Source organism: Streptomyces sp. NPDC048288 (genome assembly GCF_043201555.1).
GTDB lineage: Bacteria > Actinomycetota > Actinomycetes > Streptomycetales > Streptomycetaceae > Streptomyces.
The window spans coordinates 39,110-57,571 of the sequence record NZ_JBICZD010000009.1 but is presented as its reverse complement, the minus strand read 5'-3'; the positions used below and the strand labels follow the sequence as shown (position 1 = coordinate 57,571).

Sequence of the window (18,462 nt, the reverse complement as noted above, 5' to 3'; positions counted from 1 at the left end):
TGGCGGGGAACGCCGGCGGCTGCAGGCCGGTGGGGGCTGGTCGCGCAGTTCCCCGCGCCCCTGACGGGTCGCCGCGGTCGCCGCTACTGCCCAGTCGCCGTAGCTGCGGGCATGCGTGCCGCCTGGGGCGGCACGGGTGGGCGCAGCGGCACCCCGCGAGCGCGGGCGAGCGAAACCCCGGTACCCCAGCCCCCACCCCGGATCACCAACCCACCCACGCCCACCGAAGGTTCCCCATGCCCACCCTGAGCCGCAGAACCGTCCTTGCCGGTACGGCAGCAGCGACCGCCGTCACGGCCCTGCCCACCCTCACGGCCACCGCCCACGCGGCCGAGCCCCAGCCGCAGGCGTACCGCTGGCGCAACGCGGTGATCGGCGGCACCGGATTCGTCACCGGTGTCCTGTTCCACCCCACCACCCCCGGCCTCGCCTACGCCCGTACCGACATCGGCGGCGCCTACCGCTGGGACGACCGGACCGCTCGCTGGACCCCGCTCACGGACCAGCTCGGCTGGGACGACTGGAACCTGCTCGGGGTGGAGGCGCTGGCCGTCGACCCCGCGCACCCGGACCGGCTCTACCTGGCGCTCGGCACCTACGCCCAGTCCTGGGCCGGAAACGGCGCGATCCTGCGCTCGGAGGACCGGGGCGCCAGCTGGACCCGGACCGATCTCACCGTGAAGCTCGGCGCCAACGAGGACGGCCGGGGCATGGGGGAGCGCCTCCTCGTCGACCCCCGGGACAGCGACACCCTGTGGCTGGGCACCCGGCACGACGGACTGCTGAGGTCGACGGACCGCGGGGCCACCTGGGCGGCGGCGCCCGGCTTCCCGGCCACCCCCACCGCCTCCGGGCAGGGCGTCAGCCTGCTCGTGGCCGTCGGCCGTGCCGTCTACGCCGGCTGGGCGGACGGCGACGGCGGGGCGAGCGCCGTCAACCTGTACCGCACCTCCGACGGGGCGGCGTGGGAGGCCGTCCCGGACCAGCCCACCGGCACCGCCGCCAAGATCCCGGTGCGCGCCGCCTACGACTGCCACGCCCGCGAGCTGTACGTGACGTACGCGGACGCCCCCGGTCCCAACGGCCAGGCGGACGGAAGCGTGCACAAGCTGGCCGTCGGCAGTGGCCGGTGGTCCGACGTCACCCCGGCCGTGCCCGGCGGCAGCGACACCTTCGGCTACGGCGGGGTCGCCGTGGACGCCCGTCGCCCGGGCACCGTCGTCGTCTCCACCAACAACCGCTGGGCGGCCGTCGACACCCTGTACCGGACCACCGACGGCGGCCGGACGTGGACGTCCCTCAAGGACTCCGCTGTCTTCGACGTGTCCGAGACTCCCTTCCTGAAGTGGGGCGGCGACCAGCCCAAGTTCGGGTGGTGGATCCAGGCCGTGGCGGTGGACCCGTTCGACTCCCGGCACCTCGTGTACGGCACCGGCGCCACCCTCTACGGCACCCGCGACCTCGTCCACTGGGCGCCGCGGGTCCGCGGCCTGGAGGAGACGTCCGTGGTGCGGCTGGTGTCGCCCCCGGTCGGGGAGGCGCACCTGCTGAGCGGCTCGGGGGACATCGGCGTGATGTACCACGAGCGGCTGACCGCGTCTCCGTCCCGCGGTATGGCCGCGAACCCCGTGTTCGGGTCGGCGACGGGGCTCGCGCAGGCCGCGGGCAGGCCGGCGTACGTGGTCCGCACCGGCTGGGGCGACCACGGCAACGGCGCGTACTCGGACGACGGGGGCCGGACCTGGGCGCCCTTCGCCGCCCAGCCCTCCCTCGCCCACGACGCACCGGGGCCGATCGCCACCAACGCCGACGGCAGCGCGCTGCTGTGGTCCTTCGTGCACTGGGACGGGACCAAGTACCCCGCCCACCGGTCGGACGACAACGGCGCCACCTGGACCGAGATCTCCTCCTTCCCGAAGGGCGCCACGCCGGTCGCCGACCCGGCCGACCCGACGCTCTTCTACGCGTACGACTCCGACACAGGAACGCTACAAGCCAGCACTGACAGTGGCCGCACCTTCACCGTGCGTGCGACCGGGCTGCCCGCCGGGGACAGCCAGTTCCAGCTGGTCGCGGCGCCCGGCCGGTCCGGTGACCTGTGGCTGAGCGTCAAGTGGAACGGGTTGTACCGGTCCGTCGACGGCGGCGCCGGCTTCACCAAGGTCGGCAGCTGCTGGGCCGCCTACACCCTCGGCTTCGGCAAGGCGGCGCCCGGCGCCGACTACCCGGCGATCTACCTCGTCGGCTCCACCGAGGCCGTCACCGCCGTCCACCGCTCCGACGACGAGGCCGCGACCTGGACCCGTATCAACGACGACCGGCACCAGTGGGGCTGGACCGGGCAGGCCGTCACCGGTGACCCGCGGGTCTACGGGCGGGTCTACCTCGCCACCAACGGACGCGGCATCCAGTACGGAGACCCGGTATGACGGCCGCACCCGGACGCCCCGGACGCCCCGGACTCTCCGACGCCACCCGGGGCCGCATCCTCTTCGGCGGTGACTACAACCCCGAGCAGTGGCCCGAGGAGACCTGGCGGGAGGACGTCCGGCTGATGAAGGCCGCGCACGTCAACTCCGTGACCATGGGTGTCTTCTCCTGGGCGAAGCTCGAACCCCGGCCCGGGGAGCGGGACTTCGGCTGGCTGGACCGGCTCATGGACCTGATGCACCAGAACGGCATCGGCGTCGTCCTCGCCACCCCGACCTCCGCCCCGCCGCCGTGGCTGGGCCGGCTGCACCCGGACACGCTGCCCCGGGACGCCGACGGCCGTACCGAGTGGTGGGGCGGCCGCCAGCACTTCTCGCACTCCAGCGCCACCTACCGCCGTTACGCCGCCGCCATCACCGAGGACCTCGCCGCCCGCTACGGCGGCCACCCCGCCCTCACCATGTGGCACATCAACAACGAGTACTGCACCTTCGACCACGGCGACGAGGCCGCCGCCGCCTTCCGCCGCTGGCTGCGCGAGCGCTACGGCACCCTGGACGCCCTCAACTCCGCCTGGGGAACGGCGTTCTGGAGCCAGGGCTACGACACCTGGGACGCCATCCTGCCCGCGCGTCACGCCCACTACCTGAAGAACCCCACCCAGGTGCTGGACTTCCGCCGCTTCACCTCCGACATGCTCCTGGAGTGCTACACGGCCGAGCGGGACATCGTCGCCCGGCACACCCCGCACATCCCGGTGACCACCAACTTCATGCCGCTCTGGATCGGCCAGGACGCCTGGCGCTGGGCCGGCGAGGAGGACGTCGTCTCCGTCGACCTCTACCCCGATCCGCGTGACCCGCTGGGCGCGCAGCACGGCGCCCTCGTCCACGACCTCACCCGCTCCCAGGCCCACGGCCCCTGGATGCTGATGGAGCAGGCCGCCGGACCGGTCAACTGGCGCGGGGTGAACCACCCCAAACCCCGCGGCCTCAACCGGCAGTGGTCCCTCCAGGCGGTGGCCCGTGGCGCGGACGCCGTCTGCTACTTCCAGTGGCGGCAGTCCAGACAGGGCGCGGAGAAGTTCCACTCCGGGATGGTCAGCCATGCGGGGGAGGAGGGCCGTACCTACCGGGAGGTCGCACGGCTCGGCGCCGAACTGGCGCGCATAGGCGCCGAGGTGACTGACCGTCATATCCGCGCCGACATCGCCGTGCTCCACGACTGGCACTCCTGGTGGGCCGGCGCCCACGAAGGCCGCCTCTCCACGGAGGTGGACCTCCCCGACGTCCTGCACGCCTGGCACCGCGCCCTGTGGGAGGCGAACCTCACCACCGACTTCGCCCATCCCGGCCAGGACCTGTCCGCCTACAAGCTGGTGGTCGTCCCGCAGCTCTACCTGCTCACCGACACCGCCGTCGACAACCTCCTCGCCTATGTCCGGGGCGGTGGCACCCTCGTCAGCGGCTTCCTCACCGGCGTCGCCGACGAGGACGACCGGGTCCGCCCCGGTGGCATGGACGCGCGGCTGCGGGAGCTGTTCGGCATCCGCACCCTGCACGAGTGGTGGCCGCTGGACGCGGAGGAGACCGTCGCGTGCGAAGGCTTCCGCGGGACCCTGTGGTCGGAGGAGATCGAGGCCGCGCCCGGGGTCGACGAGACGGTGGCCTACCGGGGCGGCGAACTCGACGGGCTCCCGGCCGTACTGCGCAACGGGCGTGCCTGGTACGTCTCCACGCTCCCGGAACCGGAGGCGCTGCGGGAGCTGGTCGGCCGGATCGCCGCCGGCGCGGGGGTCCGGCCGGTGCTGGACGGGCTGCCGAAGGGCGTCGAGGCGGTCCGGCGGGGTGAGCTGCTGTTCCTGTTCAACCACGGTCGCGACGATGTGAAGATCGCTCTCATGGGAACACATCGAGACCTGCTGACCGGTACGACCGTCAGCGGCGAGACCGTCCTCGGCCGCTACGGAGTGGCGGTGCTCAAGCCATGACCACCACCGGCCCCGTCCACGGAACCTGGGAGCCCGCCCCGGCCGCCCGCTGGGAGGACGGCTTCCTGAGCGGCAACGGCCACCATGGCGCCCTCGTGTTCGGCGATCCGAACGACGACCGCGTCATCGTCACCCAGCACACCCTGGTCCGCCCGAACGGCGGCGAACACGCCCGTCCGCCCCGGCTGGCGGCCGAACTCGCCGACGTCCAGGACCGGTTGCTCGCCGGGGACCTGAAGGCCGCCGAGGGCCTCACCGACGGCCGCCCCCTCCAGTGGGTCCAGCCCTTCCACCCCGCCTTCCAGACCCGGCTGCGCCGCACGGCGACCGGCGGCGCCGACGGCTATCGCCGCTCCGTCGACTTCACCACCGGCGAGGTCACCGCCACCGCCACCGACTGGACCAGCCGTGTCTTCGTCTCCCGCGCGGACGACGTGATCGTGCAGCGGGTCACCACCGCCGGCGACCTCGACATCTCCCTCGACCACCGGCTCCCCGGCGCCCCGCAGGCCCTGGGCGTCGGCCACGGCGCCCTCCGCACCCCCGAGGGCGCCCTGCTCAGCCTCCGCGCCCGCTACCCCGACAGCGACCGCGCCTACACCGGCGTCACCCTCGTCGCCGTCACCGGCGGCACCACCGAACTCTCCCCGCCCGGTGTCCGGGCCGCCGGAGCCTCCACCGTGCTCCTCCTCACCCGCGTCCGCCGCCACACCGGCGAGCTCGACGTCAACGCGGAGGCACGGGAGCTGCGCGAACTCCTCGCCGACGGGCAGTCGTACGACACCCTCCTCGCCCGCCACCTCGACCTGCACCGCACCGCCTACACCCGCGTCACCCTCGACCTGGCCGCCGGTCCGGCCGAACGCGCGCTCCCCGGCTCCGAGTTGATCAAGCGGCCGTCGAAGGCCGCGCTGCTGGAACGGCTCTTCGCCGCCGGCCGCTACCACCTGCTCTCCGCCTCCGGCCTCAACCCGCCCCGCCTGACCGGCCTGTGGACCGGCGACTGGGACACCGCCTGGTCCGGCGCCTTCACCAACGACGCCAACGTCAATCTCCAGACCGCCTCGGCGGCCACGGCCGACCTGCCCGAAGTCACCGAGGCACAGGCGTCCTTGATCCATCGTCAGGTGGCCGACTGGCGGGAGAACGCCCGTGCGGTGTTCGGCGCCCGGGGCGTGGTCGCACCCGCGCACAGCGACGGGGAGTCCGGGCTGTCGTACCACTTCAGCCGCGAGTACCCCCTGCACCTGTGGACCGCCGGTGCCGACTGGCTGCTGGAGCCGCTCGTCGAGCACGACGAGATCCGCGGCGAGCGCGACCCGCGCACGGCGGCCGTGCTCGCCGAAGTCGCCGTGTTCTACGAGGACTTCCTGACCCGGACCGACGCCGACGGGCGGATCGTGGTGGTCCCCTCCTACTCGCCCGAGAACCGGCCCGCGCAGGGCAGCTGGGGCGCGGTCAACGCGGCGATGGACCTCTCGGCCGCCCGGCACGCCCTGCGTACGGCCGCCGACTACCACCCGGGCCCGGACGCCGAGCGCTGGCGCGCCCTCGCCGACCGGCTGCCCGCACACCGCGTCAATGCCGACGGCGCGCTCGCCGAATGGGCCTGGCCGGGGCTCGACGACAGCTACGACCACCGCCATCTGAGCCACCTCTACGGCGTCTGGCCGCTCGACGAGATCACCCCGTACGACACCCCGGACCTCGCGGCGGCCGCGCACCGCGCGCTCGAACTGCGCGGCGCCGAGAACGACTCGGCGCACGGGCATCTCCACCACGCGCTCGTCGCGGCCCGGCTGCGGGACGGCGAACGGGTCGCCGCCGCCCTCGCCCGGGTCCTGGACGGCGACTTCTTCCACGCCTCCCTGATGAGCTCCCACTACCCGGACCTCGACGTCTACAACGCCGACGCCGCGCACACCCTGCCCGCCGTGCTGATCGAGGCCCTTGTCCAGTCCACCCCGGACAGGCTGGTCCTGCTCCCCGCGCGGCCGCGGGCGCTGCCCGAAGGCCGGCTGCACGGCATCCGCACCCGCTTCGGAGCCGTACTCGACCTCTCCTGGACCCCCGACGGCGCGCGAGCCGTCCTGAAGCCGCACCGGACGCTCCGTGTCGACCTGTGGACTTCCTCCGGCGGTCGGCCGCTCGACCTCGTCGCCGGCGAAGACCACGTCCTCACCCTGGGGACGTGGTAGCCACCGCACCTCCCCCCACCCATGGAAGGGACACCATGGCAACACGCACGTATCGCAGGGTCGCCAAGGCCCTGATCGCCCCCGCGCTCGCCCTCGGTGCCACCGTCGGCCTCGCCTCGGCCCCCGCCTCGGCCGCCGTCTGGAGCTCCTGCGACCAGTGGGGCAACACCTCGCTGAACGGCTACACCCTCTACAACAACATCTGGGGCTCCGGCGCCGGCAGCCAGTGCATCTGGGCCAACTCCGGTACCAACTGGGGGGTCTGGGCCAACCACCCCAACACCGGCGGCATCAAGTCCTACCCCAACGCCAAGGCGGTGATCAGCAAGTCGATCACCTCGCTCGCCACGCTCACCAGCAGCTACAACGTCACGGTCCCGTCGTCCGGCGCGTACAACACGTCGTACGACATCTGGGACACGGGCTACAAGTACGAGATCATGCTCTGGATGAACTACACGGGCGCCGTCGGCCCGCTCGGCACCTCGCAGGGCACGCTGACCCTGGGCGGCCACACCTGGACCGTGTACAAGGGCAACAACGGTTCCAACGACGTCTTCTCGTTCGTGCGCACCTCGAACTCGTCCTCCGGCACCGTCAACGTCCTGCCGATCCTCAAGTGGATCAAGGACACCAAGGGCTGGTTCGGGAACGTCACCATCGGTGACTTCCAGTTCGGCTTCGAGATCACGTCCTCCTCCGGCGGGCTGGACTTCGCCGTCAACAGCGAGAGCGTCAGCAGCAGTTGAGTGACCGGGCCGGCCCCGCGTGCGGTGCGGGGCCGGCCCTTCTCGCGGTCCTTTGCGCGGTCCTTTGCGCGGCCCTCTACGCGGTCACGCCCGGTCGACCTCGGCGCGCAGCGCGTTGTAGCCGGCGAAGGCCGCGTCGACGTCCGCGCGGGTCAGGCCGTAGCGGGCCAGGTCGTAGGAGTGGACGCGGGTGCCCCGGGGGCGGGCGGTGACCGCGGGGAGGCGGGCCGCGTCGGACTCGGTCCAGCGGGCGCCGACGGCCGCGTAGAGCTTCGGGGCGCCCGCCGCCGGGTCGGCGCCCAGCCAGGAGTACGGCACGTCGACGAGGGACTCGCGGGGGATGCGGGCGCGGGCGGCGAGGCCGCGGGCGGCGGAGCGGGCCAGCAGCTCCAGCCAGGTGGCACCGATCCGGTCCAGGTCCAGGGGGCGGGTGTTGACCGCCATGCCGTGCTCGACCAGGCTGCAGAACGAGGCCACGGCGGTGGCCGGATCGCGGTGCGTCCACACGATCGTGGCGTCCGGGAAGACCGCGCGCAGCGCGTCCAGGTTCTCCAGGTGCAGCGGGGACTTCAGCACCCAGCGGCGGCGCGGACGGCCGTACTGGAGCACCTGGTAGATCTGCTTGAGGTAGCGGTAGTCGGGCCCGAAGTCATGGGCCTCGTGCCAGGGCAGGTACTCCGGGATCACTGCCTGGGACAGCGGCATCACCGTGTGCGGCAGCGCGAAGGTGCACTCCTCCGGGCCCTCGGGGCGCAGCGCGTGGATGTGCCGGAAGCGCGGGGCGAACAGGTTGATCCCGCCGACCAGGCGGCGGGCGGTCGCGATCGCCTTCTCCCGTTCCGCCGCGTCGGGTTCGAGGCCGGGGGTCAGTAACTCCCAGAGCAGCGGGCAGCGGTGGTCGGCGGAGAGGGACAGCACGCCGTGCGTGAGCGTGGTGGCGGTACGGGGCAGGCCCACCACGAACACCGGCCGCTCGACGGGCTCCCGCTCGATGGCCGGGTGCTCGGCGAGCAGCCGGCGGATCCGGGCGCGGTTGGCCAGGTGGCGGCCGACGTGCCCGCGCGCGGACAGCCAGCCGACCGGGGTGAGGTGTTCGGCGCCGGACCAACATCGCAGCAGGTGGCGGAAGCCGTCGGTGAACCGCTCGTCGCCCGCCGCCTGCCCGGCGGTGTCGAGCAGGCGGTCGAAGGCCCGGTCCGGGGTACGGCGGGAGCGGGCGGAGGGCCGCAGGAGCAGGTTCGCGAGCGTGAGGGGGAGCGGTCCTGAGGACGCGGCAGCGGGCACGGTGACGGAACCCTTCGTGGGGGGACAGGGGGAGGGGATACTGACTACCCCCTCCAACTGCTCCACCACACCGCCGAGTTGAGACATTTACCGGCTGGTAACGACAACGGGCCGGAGCTACTCCGTCACCGGCAGTTCCGCCCCGTCCCGGAGGAACAGCGGAATACGATCCAGCGGCGCGTCCACCGTCACCGCCGTACCGCCCGGGTACGACTCGCCCGTCCACGCGTCCGTCCACCGGGCGCCCGCCGGCAGATACGTCGTCCGGGCCGTGGCGCCCGCCGTCAGGACCGGCGCCACCAGGAGGTCCCGGCCGAACAGGTAGGCGTCGTCCACGGTCCAGGCCGTCTGGTCCTCGGGGAACTCCAGGAACAGCGGCCGCAGCACCGGCAGACCCTCCTCGTGGGCCTCCCGCATGACCTCCAGGACATACGGCTTGAGGCGCTCGCGCAGCCGCAGGTACTTCTCCAGGATCGCGCCGGCCGCCTCGCCGTACGACCACACCTCGTTGGGACCGCCGGTCATGTCGGGGCCCAGCGGCATGCCGGGGTCCCGGAAGCCGTGCAGGCGCATCAGCGGGGACAGCGCGCCGAACTGGAACCAGCGGACCATCACCTCCCGGTACGCCGGGTCGTCCGGGTCGCCCCCGTGGAAGCCGCCGATGTCCGTGTTCCACCAGGGGATCCCGGACAGGGCCGTGTTGAGACCGGCCGCTATCTGGCGGCGCAGGGAGGCGAAGTCGGTCGGGATGTCACCGGACCAGACGGCGGCGCCGTAGCGCTGACTGCCCGCCCACGCCGAGCGGTTGAGGGTGACGATCTCCTCCTCGCCGTGTGCGCGCAGCCCCTCGTAGAAGGTGCGGGCGTTCTCGGCGGGGTAGCTGTTGCCCACCTCCAGGCCGGGGCCCGTCCAGTAGCGCAGGTTCTCCTGGAAACCGGGCTTCAGCTCGGGTTCGCAGGCGTCCAGCCAGAAGGCGGTGATGCCGTACGGGTCGAGGTAGTTCTCCTTGATCCTCGCCCACAGGAAGTCACGGGCGTCCGGGTTGGTGGCGTCGTAGAAGGCCACCTGGACGGTCGACGCCACCCCCTTGTCCGGCCAGTCGGCGTGCGCCATCGGGCCGTACTGGGTGCCGATGAGGTAGCCGCGCTGTTCCATCACCGGGTGGTTCTCGGACAGCGGGGAGACCGACGGCCAGACGCTCACCACCAGCTTGATGCCCAGCTCGTCCAGCTCGCGGACCATCGCGGCCGGGTCGGGCCACTCCTTCGGGTCGAACTTCCACTCGCCCAGGTGGGTCCAGTGGAAGAAGTCGCAGACGATCGCCGAGATGGGCAGGGACCGGCGCTTGTACTCCCTTGCCACGGAGAGGAGTTCGTCCTGGGTGCGGTAGCGCAGCTTGCACTGCCAGAAGCCCGCCGCCCACTCCGGCAGCATCGGCGAACGGCCGCTCACCGCACTGTAGTTGCGCTGGCCGTCGGCCGGAGTGCCCACCGTGATCCAGTAGTCGAGCTGGCGCGCCGAGTCCGCCACCCAGCGGGTGCCGTTGCCGGCCAGTTCGACGCGGCCGATCGCCGGGTTGTTCCAGAGCAGGGTGTAGCCGCGGCTGGAGACCAGCACCGGGATCGAGACCTCGGCGTTGCGCTGGATCAGGTCCAGGACCAGGCCCTTCTGGTCCAGGCGGCCGTGCTGGTGCTGGCCCAGGCCGAACAGCTTCTCGCCCTCGTAGGCGGCGAACCGCTGCTCAAGACGGTGGTGGCCGTTGCCGACGGCGGTGTAGAGGCGGGAGCCCGGCCACCAGAAGTGGGCGCGCTCCTCGGCCAGCACCTCGGAGCCGTCGTCCGTGCGCAGGAAGCGGACCAGGCCCTCGGCGGAGACCTCGACGGTCAGGCCGCCGACCGTCAGCCGCCCCTCGCCGTCGGTGACCTTGACGGCCGACTCGGTGGCCGGACGCCCGTCGAGCAGCGCGCCCGGCAGACCGTCGAGGACCGGGCCGCCGAGCCGGGCCCGCACCCGGACCGCGTCCGGCCCCCACGGCTCGATCCGCAGTGTCTCCTGACGGCCGCTCCACTCCAGGGCACCGTCCCGCTCCCGGAAGGTGCCGACGGTGGGGGAGGACTGCGCCAGGCTGACCTTGGGCTGGGTGTCCGCGTGCTGGTTTTCGGCAGGCTGATTCATGTCACGTGCTCCTGGAGGAGTGCAGACAGGGGGGTGCCCTGGCCGGGGCAGGGGGCGCCCCGGCAGGGCAGGGCACTGCGGCCGAGCCGGAAGGGGAACGGTTCAGGAGCCGGCCGGCGCCGGTCCCGTGCTCGCCCGTACCGTCAACTCGGGTGTGATCAGGACGACTTCGTCACTGCCCCGGCCGTCCAGCTTGGCGACCAGGTGCTCCACGGCGTACCGGCCCATCTCCTGGGCGGGGATGGCGACCGAGGTCAGCCGCACCGAGGCCTGGACGGCGACCTGGTCCGGGCAGATCGCCACCACCGACACGTCCTCGGGCACGGCCCGGCCCTGCTGGCGCAGCAGCGCGAGCAGCGGCTCCACCGCGGACTCGTTCTGGACGACGAAGCCCGTGGTGCCCGGGCGCTCGTCGAAGACCCGGGCCAGGGTGGCGGCCATCGCGTCGTACCCGCCCTCGCACGGCCGGTGCAGTACCCGAAGGCCCAACTCCCGGGCCCGGGACCGCAGTCCGTCGAGGGTGCGCTCGGCGAAGCCGGTGTGCCGCTCGTAGACCGCGGGAGCCTCGCCGATGACAGCGATGTCACGGTGACCGAGCTTCGCCAGGTGCTCCACACAGAGCGCGCCGGTCGCCCCGAAGTCGAGATCGACGCAGGTCAGCCCGGAGGTGGAGGCGGGCAGCCCGATGAGCACGGAGGGCTGGTCGGTCTGGCGCAGCAGCGGCAGCCGCTCGTCCTCCAGTTCCACGTCCATCAGGATCATGGCGTCGGCCAGTCCGCTGCCGGTGACCCGGCGGACCGCGTCCGGGCCCTCCTCGCCCGTGAGCAGCAGGACGTCGTAGCCGTGGATGCGGGCCGTGGTGGCCACCGCGATCGCGATCTCCATCATCACCGGCACGTACATGTCCGTACGCAGCGGGATCATCAGCGCGATGATGTTCGACCGGCTGCTGGCCAGGGCGCGGGCGCCCGCGTTCGGGTGGTAGCCCAGCTCCCGGATGCTCTGCTCGACCCGCTGCCGGGTGGTGGTGGAGATGGACCGCTTGCCGCTGAGGACATAGCTCACCGTGCTCGCCGAGACTCCGGCGTGCTGGGCGACCTCGGCGAGGGTGACCATCCAGCTCTCCAAGCTTTGTGAAGCGCTTCGACAGTGCGCATTGCTGACAAGGGCGAGTGAGGGTGTATCGACAGTAGCTTCAGTGGGGGTGGGTGTCCATAGGCTGTCGAAGCGCTTCGACACCCAATTCACGGGCCGCTCTCGGCAACCTTTCGGGAGGGCGGCGGCCACAAACAGGTCGTACGGCCGTCAGACGGGTCGTACCCGAACCGTCCCCCGGAAGGACCCCCTGATGCAACACCGCAGACCACGCCTGTCGAAGAAGGCGAAGACGCTCCTCTCGGCGGCGGTCGCGCTCGCGGCCGCCGCGGGCGTCGGCGTGGCGCAGGCCGGCGAGTCGAGCAAGAAGTGCACCGCCTTCGACACCGTCACGCTCGGCAAGTACTACGTCAACAACAACCTCTGGGGCCAGGACAAGGGCACCGGCAGCCAGTGCGTCTGGGACAACTCCCGGTCGGGCTCCACGATCTCCTGGGGGACGTCGTACAGCTGGGCGAACAACAGCAAGGGCACCGACTCGGACGTGAAGTCGTACGCCGGCACGGTCCTCGGCTGGCACTGGGGCTGGAAGGTCGACAAGGCGACCACCGGGCTGCCGCTGCGGGTCGGCGACCGCAAGAAGGTCACCGCCAAGTGGAACTTCACCCTCAGCTCGAACCCCGGCACCATGAACGTGGCCTACGACCTGTGGCTGCACGGCAAGAGCACCGCGGACTGGCAGGACCAGCCCACCGACGAGATCATGATCTGGCTCAACCGCCAGGGCGGCGCCGGACCCCTGGGCACCAAGTACGGCAGCGTCAGCCTCGGCGGCGCGATGTGGGACCTCTACCAGGGCGACATCGGCTGGAAGGTCTACTCCTTCGTCCGCCGCGCCAACACCACCGGCGCCACGCTGAACCTGGACGACTTCACCCAGGCCCTGGTCCGCCGCAAGCTGCTGAGCGACGACAAGTACGTCTCCGGCATCGAGTCCGGCAGCGAGGTCTTCAAGGGCTCGGGGCGGCTCGACACCACGTCCTACTCCGTCGGCATCGGCTGAGCGGTCCCGGTCGCGATGGCCGGTCCGTCCTCCGATCGGACCGCGAGGACTGGTGGGGGCGGCCCGTTTCGGGTACCAACGATCCAGTAGCACTGGTCGGTAACGAACGGTCGTCAACGTCCCCTTTCGCGGCGAGGTGAGCCTCAATGTCCGCCCCCACCACCAAGAAACCCACCGTCACCGAGCGGGAGGCCCGCCAGGTGGCGGAGGCCGCCCGGGAACAGGACTGGCGCAAGCCCAGTTTCGCCAAGGAACTGTTCCTCGGGCGCTTCCGGCTCGACCTCATCCACCCTCATCCGCTCCCGGCGGACGAGGACGTACAGCGCGGCGAGGAGTTCCTCGGCCGGCTGCGCGAGTTCTGCGAGACGAAGATCGACTCGGCGCTCATCGAGCGCGAGGCGCGCATCCCGGACGAGGTCGTGGCCGGTCTCAAGGAGATCGGCGCCCTCGGCATGAAGATCGACACCAAGTACGGCGGCCTCGGCCTCACCCAGGTCTACTACAACAAGGCCCTCGCTCTGGTCGGCTCGGCCAACCCGGCGGTCGGCGCGCTGCTCTCCGCCCACCAGTCGATCGGCGTCCCGCAGCCGCTGAAGATCTTCGGCACCCAGGAGCAGAAGGACGCCTTCCTGCCCCGCTGCGCCCGCACCGACATCTCGGCGTTCCTGCTCACCGAGCCGGACGTCGGCTCGGACCCGGCGCGCCTCGCCACCACCGCCGTACGCGACGGGGACGACTACGTCCTCGACGGCGTGAAGCTGTGGACCACCAACGGCGTGGTCGCCGACCTGCTCGTGGTCATGGCCCGGGTCCCGAAGTCCGAGGACGGCAAGGACGGCAAGGACGGCAAGGGGGGCATCACGGCCTTCGTGGTCGAGGCGGACTCCGAGGGCATCACGGTCGAGAACCGCAACGCCTTCATGGGCCTGCGCGGCATCGAGAACGGCGTCACCCGCTTCCACCGGGTCCGGGTCCCGGCCGCGAACCGCATCGGCCCCGAGGGCGCGGGCCTCAAGATCGCGCTCACCACCCTCAACACCGGCCGGCTCTCGCTGCCCGCGATGTGCGTGGGCGCCGGCAAGTGGTGCCTGAAGATCGCCCGGGAGTGGTCGGCGGTCCGTGAGCAGTGGGGCAAGCCGGTCGCGCTGCACGAGGCGGTCGGCTCCAAGATCAGCTTCATCGCGGCCACCACCTTCGCGCTGGAGGCGGTCGTCGACCTGTCCTCCCAGATGGCCGACGAGAACCGCAACGACATCCGGATCGAGGCCGCCCTCGCCAAGCTCTACGGCTCCGAGATGGGCTGCCTGATGGCCGACGAGCTGGTCCAGATCCGCGGCGGCCGGGGCTTCGAGACGGCGGAGTCCCTGGCGGCGCGCGGCGAACGCGCGGTCCCCGCCGAGCAGATCCTGCGCGACCTGCGCATCAACCGGATCTTCGAGGGCTCCACGGAGATCATGCACCTGCTGATCGCGCGCGAGGCCGTCGACGCCCACCTCTCCGTCGCCGGCGACCTCATCGACCCCGACAAGTCCCTCCAGGACAAGGCGAAGGCGGGCGCGAACGCGGGCGTCTTCTACGCCAAGTGGCTGCCGAAGCTGGTCGCGGGCCCGGGCCAGCTCCCCACGTCGTACGGCGACTTCAAGCACGGCGTGGACCTCTCCCCGCATCTGCGCTACGTGGAACGCCACTCCCGCAAGCTGGCCCGCTCCACCTTCTACGCCATGTCCCGCTGGCAGGGCCGGATGGAGACCAAGCAGGGCTTCCTCGGCCGGATCGTGGACATCGGCGCCGAGCTGTTCGCGATGAGCGCGGCCTGTGTCCGCGCCGAACTGCTGCGCCGCCAGGGCGACCACGGACGCGAGGCCTACCAGCTCGCCGACGCGTTCTGCCGGCAGGCCCGCATCCGCGTCGACGAGCTGTTCACCCGCCTCTGGTCCAACACCGACGACCTGGACCGCAAGGTCGTCAAGGGTGTGCTCGGCGGCTCCTTCGAGTGGCTGGAGCGGGGCGTCGTCGACCCGTCGGGCGAGGGCCCGTGGATCGCCGACGCGACGCCCGGTCCGGCCACCCGGGAGAACGTCCGCCGTCCCCTGAAGTAGCGATTCAGCAGTACGTTTCGCTCGGATCCCGCGTCGTCCAGGAGCAGGAGTCGACCTTGGTGCCACTCGCCTTGGTCAGCGTCGCCGTGTCGCTGGTGTTGTTCCACACGTAGGCACGGCGGTTCTGGAACTTGTTCGACGCGGTGTCCGTGCCCCGGCCGGTGTGCACCTTCATCGTCTTGTGGGCGCCGATCTTCACGTCCTTGAACACGTACCGGTGGTTGGAGACGTCCTTCAGGACCCAGCCCTTGAGCGAGACGGCCGAGCCGCTCGTGTTCTTGATCTGCACCCACTCGGCGTTGAGGCTCGCGTTGGAGCGGTCGTCGCTGCCCGGGCTGTCGAACCAGACGTGGTAGACGGTCACACCGCCGGCCGCCTGGGCCGGGGTGCTGAGCAGGGTGCCGGTGAGCAGCGCGGCCCCCGCGAGCGCGGGCACGGCGGCGCGTATGCGCACAGTACGCATGGAGAGATCCCCCCTGGATCCGGATCGAGCCGTTCATCCGACGGCTCGACAGAAGTGTTATCACACGATCTTCACCTGAACCTCACAAAGGGAATTCCGCTCCATACGGCGCCAAGAGCTGATAAGGCACCCGCGTGAGGGACGCGCTGTCCGCCGGGCCGCCGGTTGCGGCAACAATGGGGGGATGACCGACAGTCCCGCCCGTCCGGCACCCCTCGCCGACCCCCACCTCGTCTACGACCCGCTCGCGGGCGACGGCCCGAAGGACGTGGTGATCCTCGGCTCCACCGGATCCATCGGCACCCAGGCCATCGACCTCGTCCTGCGCCACCCCGACCGCTTCCGGGTCACCGCCCTGTCCGCCAACGGCAGCCGGGTCGCCCTCCTCGCCGAGCAGGCGCACCGGCTGCGGGTACGGACCGTCGCGGTCGCCCGCGAGGACGTCGTACCGGCCCTGCGCGAGGCCCTGGCGGGGCTCTACGGCCCCGGTGAGCCGCTCCCCGAGATCCTCGCCGGACCCGACGCGGCGACGCAGGTCGCCGGCGCCGGTTCGGTGGAATGTCACACCGTACTCAACGGCATCACCGGCTCCATCGGCCTCGCCCCGACCCTCGCCGCCCTGGCGGCGGGCCGCACCCTCGCGCTCGCCAACAAGGAGTCGCTGATCGTCGGCGGCCCGCTGGTCAAGGCGCTGGCCAAGCCCGGCCAGATCATCCCGGTGGACTCCGAGCACGCGGCCCTCTTCCAGTCGCTGGCGAGCGGGACGCGCGCCGACGTGCGGAAGCTGGTCGTCACCGCGTCGGGCGGGCCGTTCCGCGGCCGCACCAAGGCCGACCTGGCCCGGGTGACCGTCGAGGAGGCGCTCGCCCACCCCACCTGGGCGATGGGGCCGGTCATCACGATCAACTCGGCCACCCTGGTCAACAAGGGGCTGGAAGTCATCGAGGCGCACCTCCTCTACGACATTCCCTTCGACCGCATTGAGGTGGTCGTGCACCCGCAGTCGTATGTCCACTCGATGGTCGAGTTCACGGACGGATCCACGATCGCGCAGGCGACGCCCCCCGACATGCGTGGGCCGATCGCCATCGGTCTCGGCTGGCCCGAACGGGTCCCGGACGCGGCGCCCGCCTTCGACTGGAGCAAGGCCTCCACCTGGGAGTTCTTCCCGCTGGACAACGAGGCCTTCCCCTCCGTGAACCTCGCCCGGCACGTCGGAGAGCTCGCGGGCACCGCTCCGGCGGTGTTCAATGCGGCCAACGAGGAGTGCGTCGAGGCCTTCCGGACCGGTCTGCTTCCCTTCAACGGGATCATGGAGACCGTGATCCGGGTGGTCGAGGAACACGGCACCCCTCGTACGGGAACTTCGCTCACCGTGCCGGACGTACTCGAAGCGGAGACCTGGGCACGGGCCCGGGCCCGGGAACTGACAGCACAGAAGGCGACCGCGGAGGCGCGTGCATGACAGCCCTGATGATGATCCTCGGCATAGTCGTCTTCGTGATCGGCCTGCTGGTCTCGATCGCCTGGCACGAACTGGGCCACCTCTCCACCGCCAAGCTCTTCGGCATCCGCGTCCCGCAGTACATGGTCGGCTTCGGCCCGACCATCTGGTCGCGGCGCAAGGGCGACACGGAGTACGGCATCAAGGCCATCCCGGCCGGCGGCTACATCCGCATGATCGGCATGTTCCCGCCCGGCGCGGACGGCCGGGTCACCGCCCGCTCCACCTCGCCCTGGCGCAGCATGATCGAGGACGCCCGCTCGGCCGCCTTCGAGGAGCTCCAGCCCGGCGACGAGAGCCGGCTCTTCTACACGCGCGCCCCCTGGAAGCGCGTGATCGTGATGTTCGCGGGCCCCTTCATGAACCTGGTCCTCGCCGTCGCCCTCTTCCTCACCGTCCTGATGGGCTTCGGCATCAGCCAGCAGACCACCACGGTCAGCTCGGTCTCCCAGTGCGTGATCGCGCAGAGCCAGAACCGCGACACCTGCAAGAAGACCGACGCGGCCGCCCCGGCCGCCGCCGCGGGCCTCAAGGCGGGCGACAAGATCCTCTCCTTCGACGGCGTCCGGACCACCAGCTGGAACCAGCTCTCCGACCTGATCCGCGCCACCCCCGGCAAGGACGTCGCGATCGTCGTCGACCGCAAGGGCCAGGACGTCACCCTGCACGCGAAGATCGCCACCAACCAGGTCGCCAAGAAGGACTCCAGCGGCCAGATCGTCCAGGGCCAGTACGTCACCGCCGGCTTCCTCGGCTTCAGCGCCGCCACCGGCATCGTCCGCCAGGACTTCGGCCAGTCGGTGACCTGGATGGGCGACCGCCTCGGCGAGGCCGTCGACTCCATCGCGGGCCTGCCCGGCAAGATCCCGGCCCTGTGGGACGCGGCCTTCGACGGCGCCCCCCGCCAGCCGGACTCCCCGATGGGCGTGGTCGGCGCGGCCCGCGTCGGCGGCGAGATCTTCACCCTCGACATCCCGCCCACCCAGCAGCTCGCCATGGCGTTGATGCTGGTGGCGGGCTTCAACCTGTCCCTCTTCCTCTTCAACATGCTCCCGCTGCTGCCGCTGGACGGCGGCCACATCGCGGGCGCCCTCTGGGAGTCCCTGCGCCGCAACCTCGCCCGGGTACTGCGCCGCCCGGACCCCGGCCCGTTCGACGTGGCGAAGCTGATGCCGGTGGCCTATGTGGTGGCCGGAGTCTTCATCTGCTTCACGATCCTCGTCCTGATCGCCGACGTGGTTAACCCGGTGAAAATCTCCTAGCCACACGATGTTCGAAGCGGCCCGGAACGCTCTGTTCCGGGCCGCTCCCATTGAGTGGGTTTACGGATGGGGGATGTGCCCGTGCCCGGCCCGGTGCCGTAATCTCGAAGCCTGGAACCCGTCTCGGGCGGGACCTGGACCTAGATCCAC

At 71.5% G+C, this 18,462-nt stretch carries 12 protein-coding genes; 8 read left to right on the top strand and 4 right to left on the bottom strand.

The genetic code is table 11. From position 1 onward, the window contains the following. Positions 1–236: 236 nt before the first annotated feature. The 4 genes from ACGFZS_RS30380 to ACGFZS_RS30365 are packed head-to-tail and all read left to right on the top strand — an operon-like array spanning position 237 to position 7,367. Positions 237–2,429 carry a 1,4-beta-glucanase gene (locus ACGFZS_RS30380; RefSeq protein WP_393797765.1) on the top strand — a complete coding sequence of 731 codons (2,193 nt, stop codon included), beginning with the start codon at positions 237–239 and terminating at the stop codon, positions 2,427–2,429. Beyond that, a complete protein-coding gene (locus ACGFZS_RS30375; protein WP_393797764.1) occupies positions 2,426–4,420 on the top strand; it encodes a beta-galactosidase in 1,995 nt (664 codons plus the stop codon). Before ACGFZS_RS30380 ends, ACGFZS_RS30375 begins: the two co-directional genes overlap by 4 nt. After that, complete coding sequence (locus tag ACGFZS_RS30370) at positions 4,417–6,618, top strand: glycoside hydrolase N-terminal domain-containing protein (RefSeq protein ID WP_393797763.1); 2,202 nt, start codon at positions 4,417–4,419, stop codon at positions 6,616–6,618. Before ACGFZS_RS30375 ends, ACGFZS_RS30370 begins: the two co-directional genes overlap by 4 nt. A gap of 35 nt (positions 6,619–6,653) precedes the next feature. Continuing rightward, positions 6,654–7,367 carry a hypothetical protein gene (locus ACGFZS_RS30365; RefSeq protein WP_393797762.1) on the top strand — a complete coding sequence of 238 codons (714 nt, stop codon included), beginning with the start codon at positions 6,654–6,656 and terminating at the stop codon, positions 7,365–7,367. A gap of 84 nt (positions 7,368–7,451) precedes the next feature. Here ACGFZS_RS30365 and ACGFZS_RS30360 read toward each other — a convergent pair whose 3' ends face one another. The 3 genes from ACGFZS_RS30360 to ACGFZS_RS30350 form a co-directional block, all read right to left on the bottom strand. Then, positions 7,452–8,651, bottom strand: a complete 1,200-nt coding sequence (locus tag ACGFZS_RS30360) for a sulfotransferase family protein (protein WP_393797761.1) — start codon at positions 8,649–8,651, stop codon at positions 7,452–7,454. 117 nt (positions 8,652–8,768) lie between these two features. Beyond that, positions 8,769–10,826, bottom strand: a complete 2,058-nt coding sequence (locus tag ACGFZS_RS30355; protein ID WP_393797760.1) for a TIM-barrel domain-containing protein — start codon at positions 10,824–10,826, stop codon at positions 8,769–8,771. Between the two features lie 102 nt (positions 10,827–10,928). Further along, entirely contained in the window at positions 10,929–11,942 is a 1,014-nt protein-coding gene (locus ACGFZS_RS30350; RefSeq protein WP_393797759.1) for a LacI family DNA-binding transcriptional regulator, read from the bottom strand. 232 nt (positions 11,943–12,174) lie between these two features. On the opposite strand from ACGFZS_RS30350, the gene ACGFZS_RS30345 reads away from it, so the two are divergent. Beyond that, positions 12,175–12,984, top strand: a complete 810-nt coding sequence (locus ACGFZS_RS30345; RefSeq protein WP_393797758.1) for an endo-1,4-beta-glucanase — start codon at positions 12,175–12,177, stop codon at positions 12,982–12,984. A 146-nt stretch (positions 12,985–13,130) separates the two neighbouring features. Next, positions 13,131–15,083, top strand: coding sequence for an acyl-CoA dehydrogenase family protein (locus tag ACGFZS_RS30340; RefSeq protein ID WP_365691321.1), 1,953 nt, complete (start codon positions 13,131–13,133; stop codon positions 15,081–15,083). A 4-nt stretch (positions 15,084–15,087) separates the two neighbouring features. Here ACGFZS_RS30340 and ACGFZS_RS30335 read toward each other — a convergent pair whose 3' ends face one another. Further along, positions 15,088–15,546, bottom strand: coding sequence for a lamin tail domain-containing protein (locus ACGFZS_RS30335; protein ID WP_393797757.1), 459 nt, complete (start codon positions 15,544–15,546; stop codon positions 15,088–15,090). 184 nt (positions 15,547–15,730) lie between these two features. Here ACGFZS_RS30335 and dxr point away from each other — a divergent pair, with 184 nt between their 5' ends. Next, positions 15,731–17,011, top strand: coding sequence for a 1-deoxy-D-xylulose-5-phosphate reductoisomerase (dxr, locus tag ACGFZS_RS30330; RefSeq protein WP_393797756.1), 1,281 nt, complete (start codon positions 15,731–15,733; stop codon positions 17,009–17,011). A gap of 8 nt (positions 17,012–17,019) precedes the next feature. After that, positions 17,020–18,312, top strand: coding sequence for a M50 family metallopeptidase (locus ACGFZS_RS30325; RefSeq protein ID WP_393798026.1), 1,293 nt, complete (start codon positions 17,020–17,022; stop codon positions 18,310–18,312). The last annotated feature ends 150 nt before the right edge of the window (positions 18,313–18,462 follow it).

Excerpts from the sequence above, each read along its gene's own strand:
- ACGFZS_RS30355 (WP_393797760.1), bottom strand. The coding sequence starts at position 10,826 with ATGAATCAGCCTGCCGAAAACCAGCACGCGGACACCCAGCCCAAGGTC.
- ACGFZS_RS30325 (WP_393798026.1), top strand. The coding sequence starts at position 17,020 with ATGATGATCCTCGGCATAGTCGTCTTCGTGATCGGCCTGCTGGTCTCG.
- dxr (WP_393797756.1), top strand. The coding sequence starts at position 15,731 with ATGACCGACAGTCCCGCCCGTCCGGCACCCCTCGCCGACCCCCACCTC.
- ACGFZS_RS30375 (WP_393797764.1), top strand. The coding sequence starts at position 2,426 with ATGACGGCCGCACCCGGACGCCCCGGACGCCCCGGACTCTCCGACGCC.
- ACGFZS_RS30345 (WP_393797758.1), top strand. The coding sequence starts at position 12,175 with ATGCAACACCGCAGACCACGCCTGTCGAAGAAGGCGAAGACGCTCCTC.
- ACGFZS_RS30380 (WP_393797765.1), top strand. The coding sequence starts at position 237 with ATGCCCACCCTGAGCCGCAGAACCGTCCTTGCCGGTACGGCAGCAGCG.
- ACGFZS_RS30350 (WP_393797759.1), bottom strand. The coding sequence starts at position 11,942 with ATGGTCACCCTCGCCGAGGTCGCCCAGCACGCCGGAGTCTCGGCGAGC.
- ACGFZS_RS30340 (WP_365691321.1), top strand. The coding sequence starts at position 13,131 with ATGTCCGCCCCCACCACCAAGAAACCCACCGTCACCGAGCGGGAGGCC.
- ACGFZS_RS30365 (WP_393797762.1), top strand. The coding sequence starts at position 6,654 with ATGGCAACACGCACGTATCGCAGGGTCGCCAAGGCCCTGATCGCCCCC.
- ACGFZS_RS30335 (WP_393797757.1), bottom strand. The coding sequence starts at position 15,546 with ATGCGTACTGTGCGCATACGCGCCGCCGTGCCCGCGCTCGCGGGGGCC.
- ACGFZS_RS30370 (WP_393797763.1), top strand. The coding sequence starts at position 4,417 with ATGACCACCACCGGCCCCGTCCACGGAACCTGGGAGCCCGCCCCGGCC.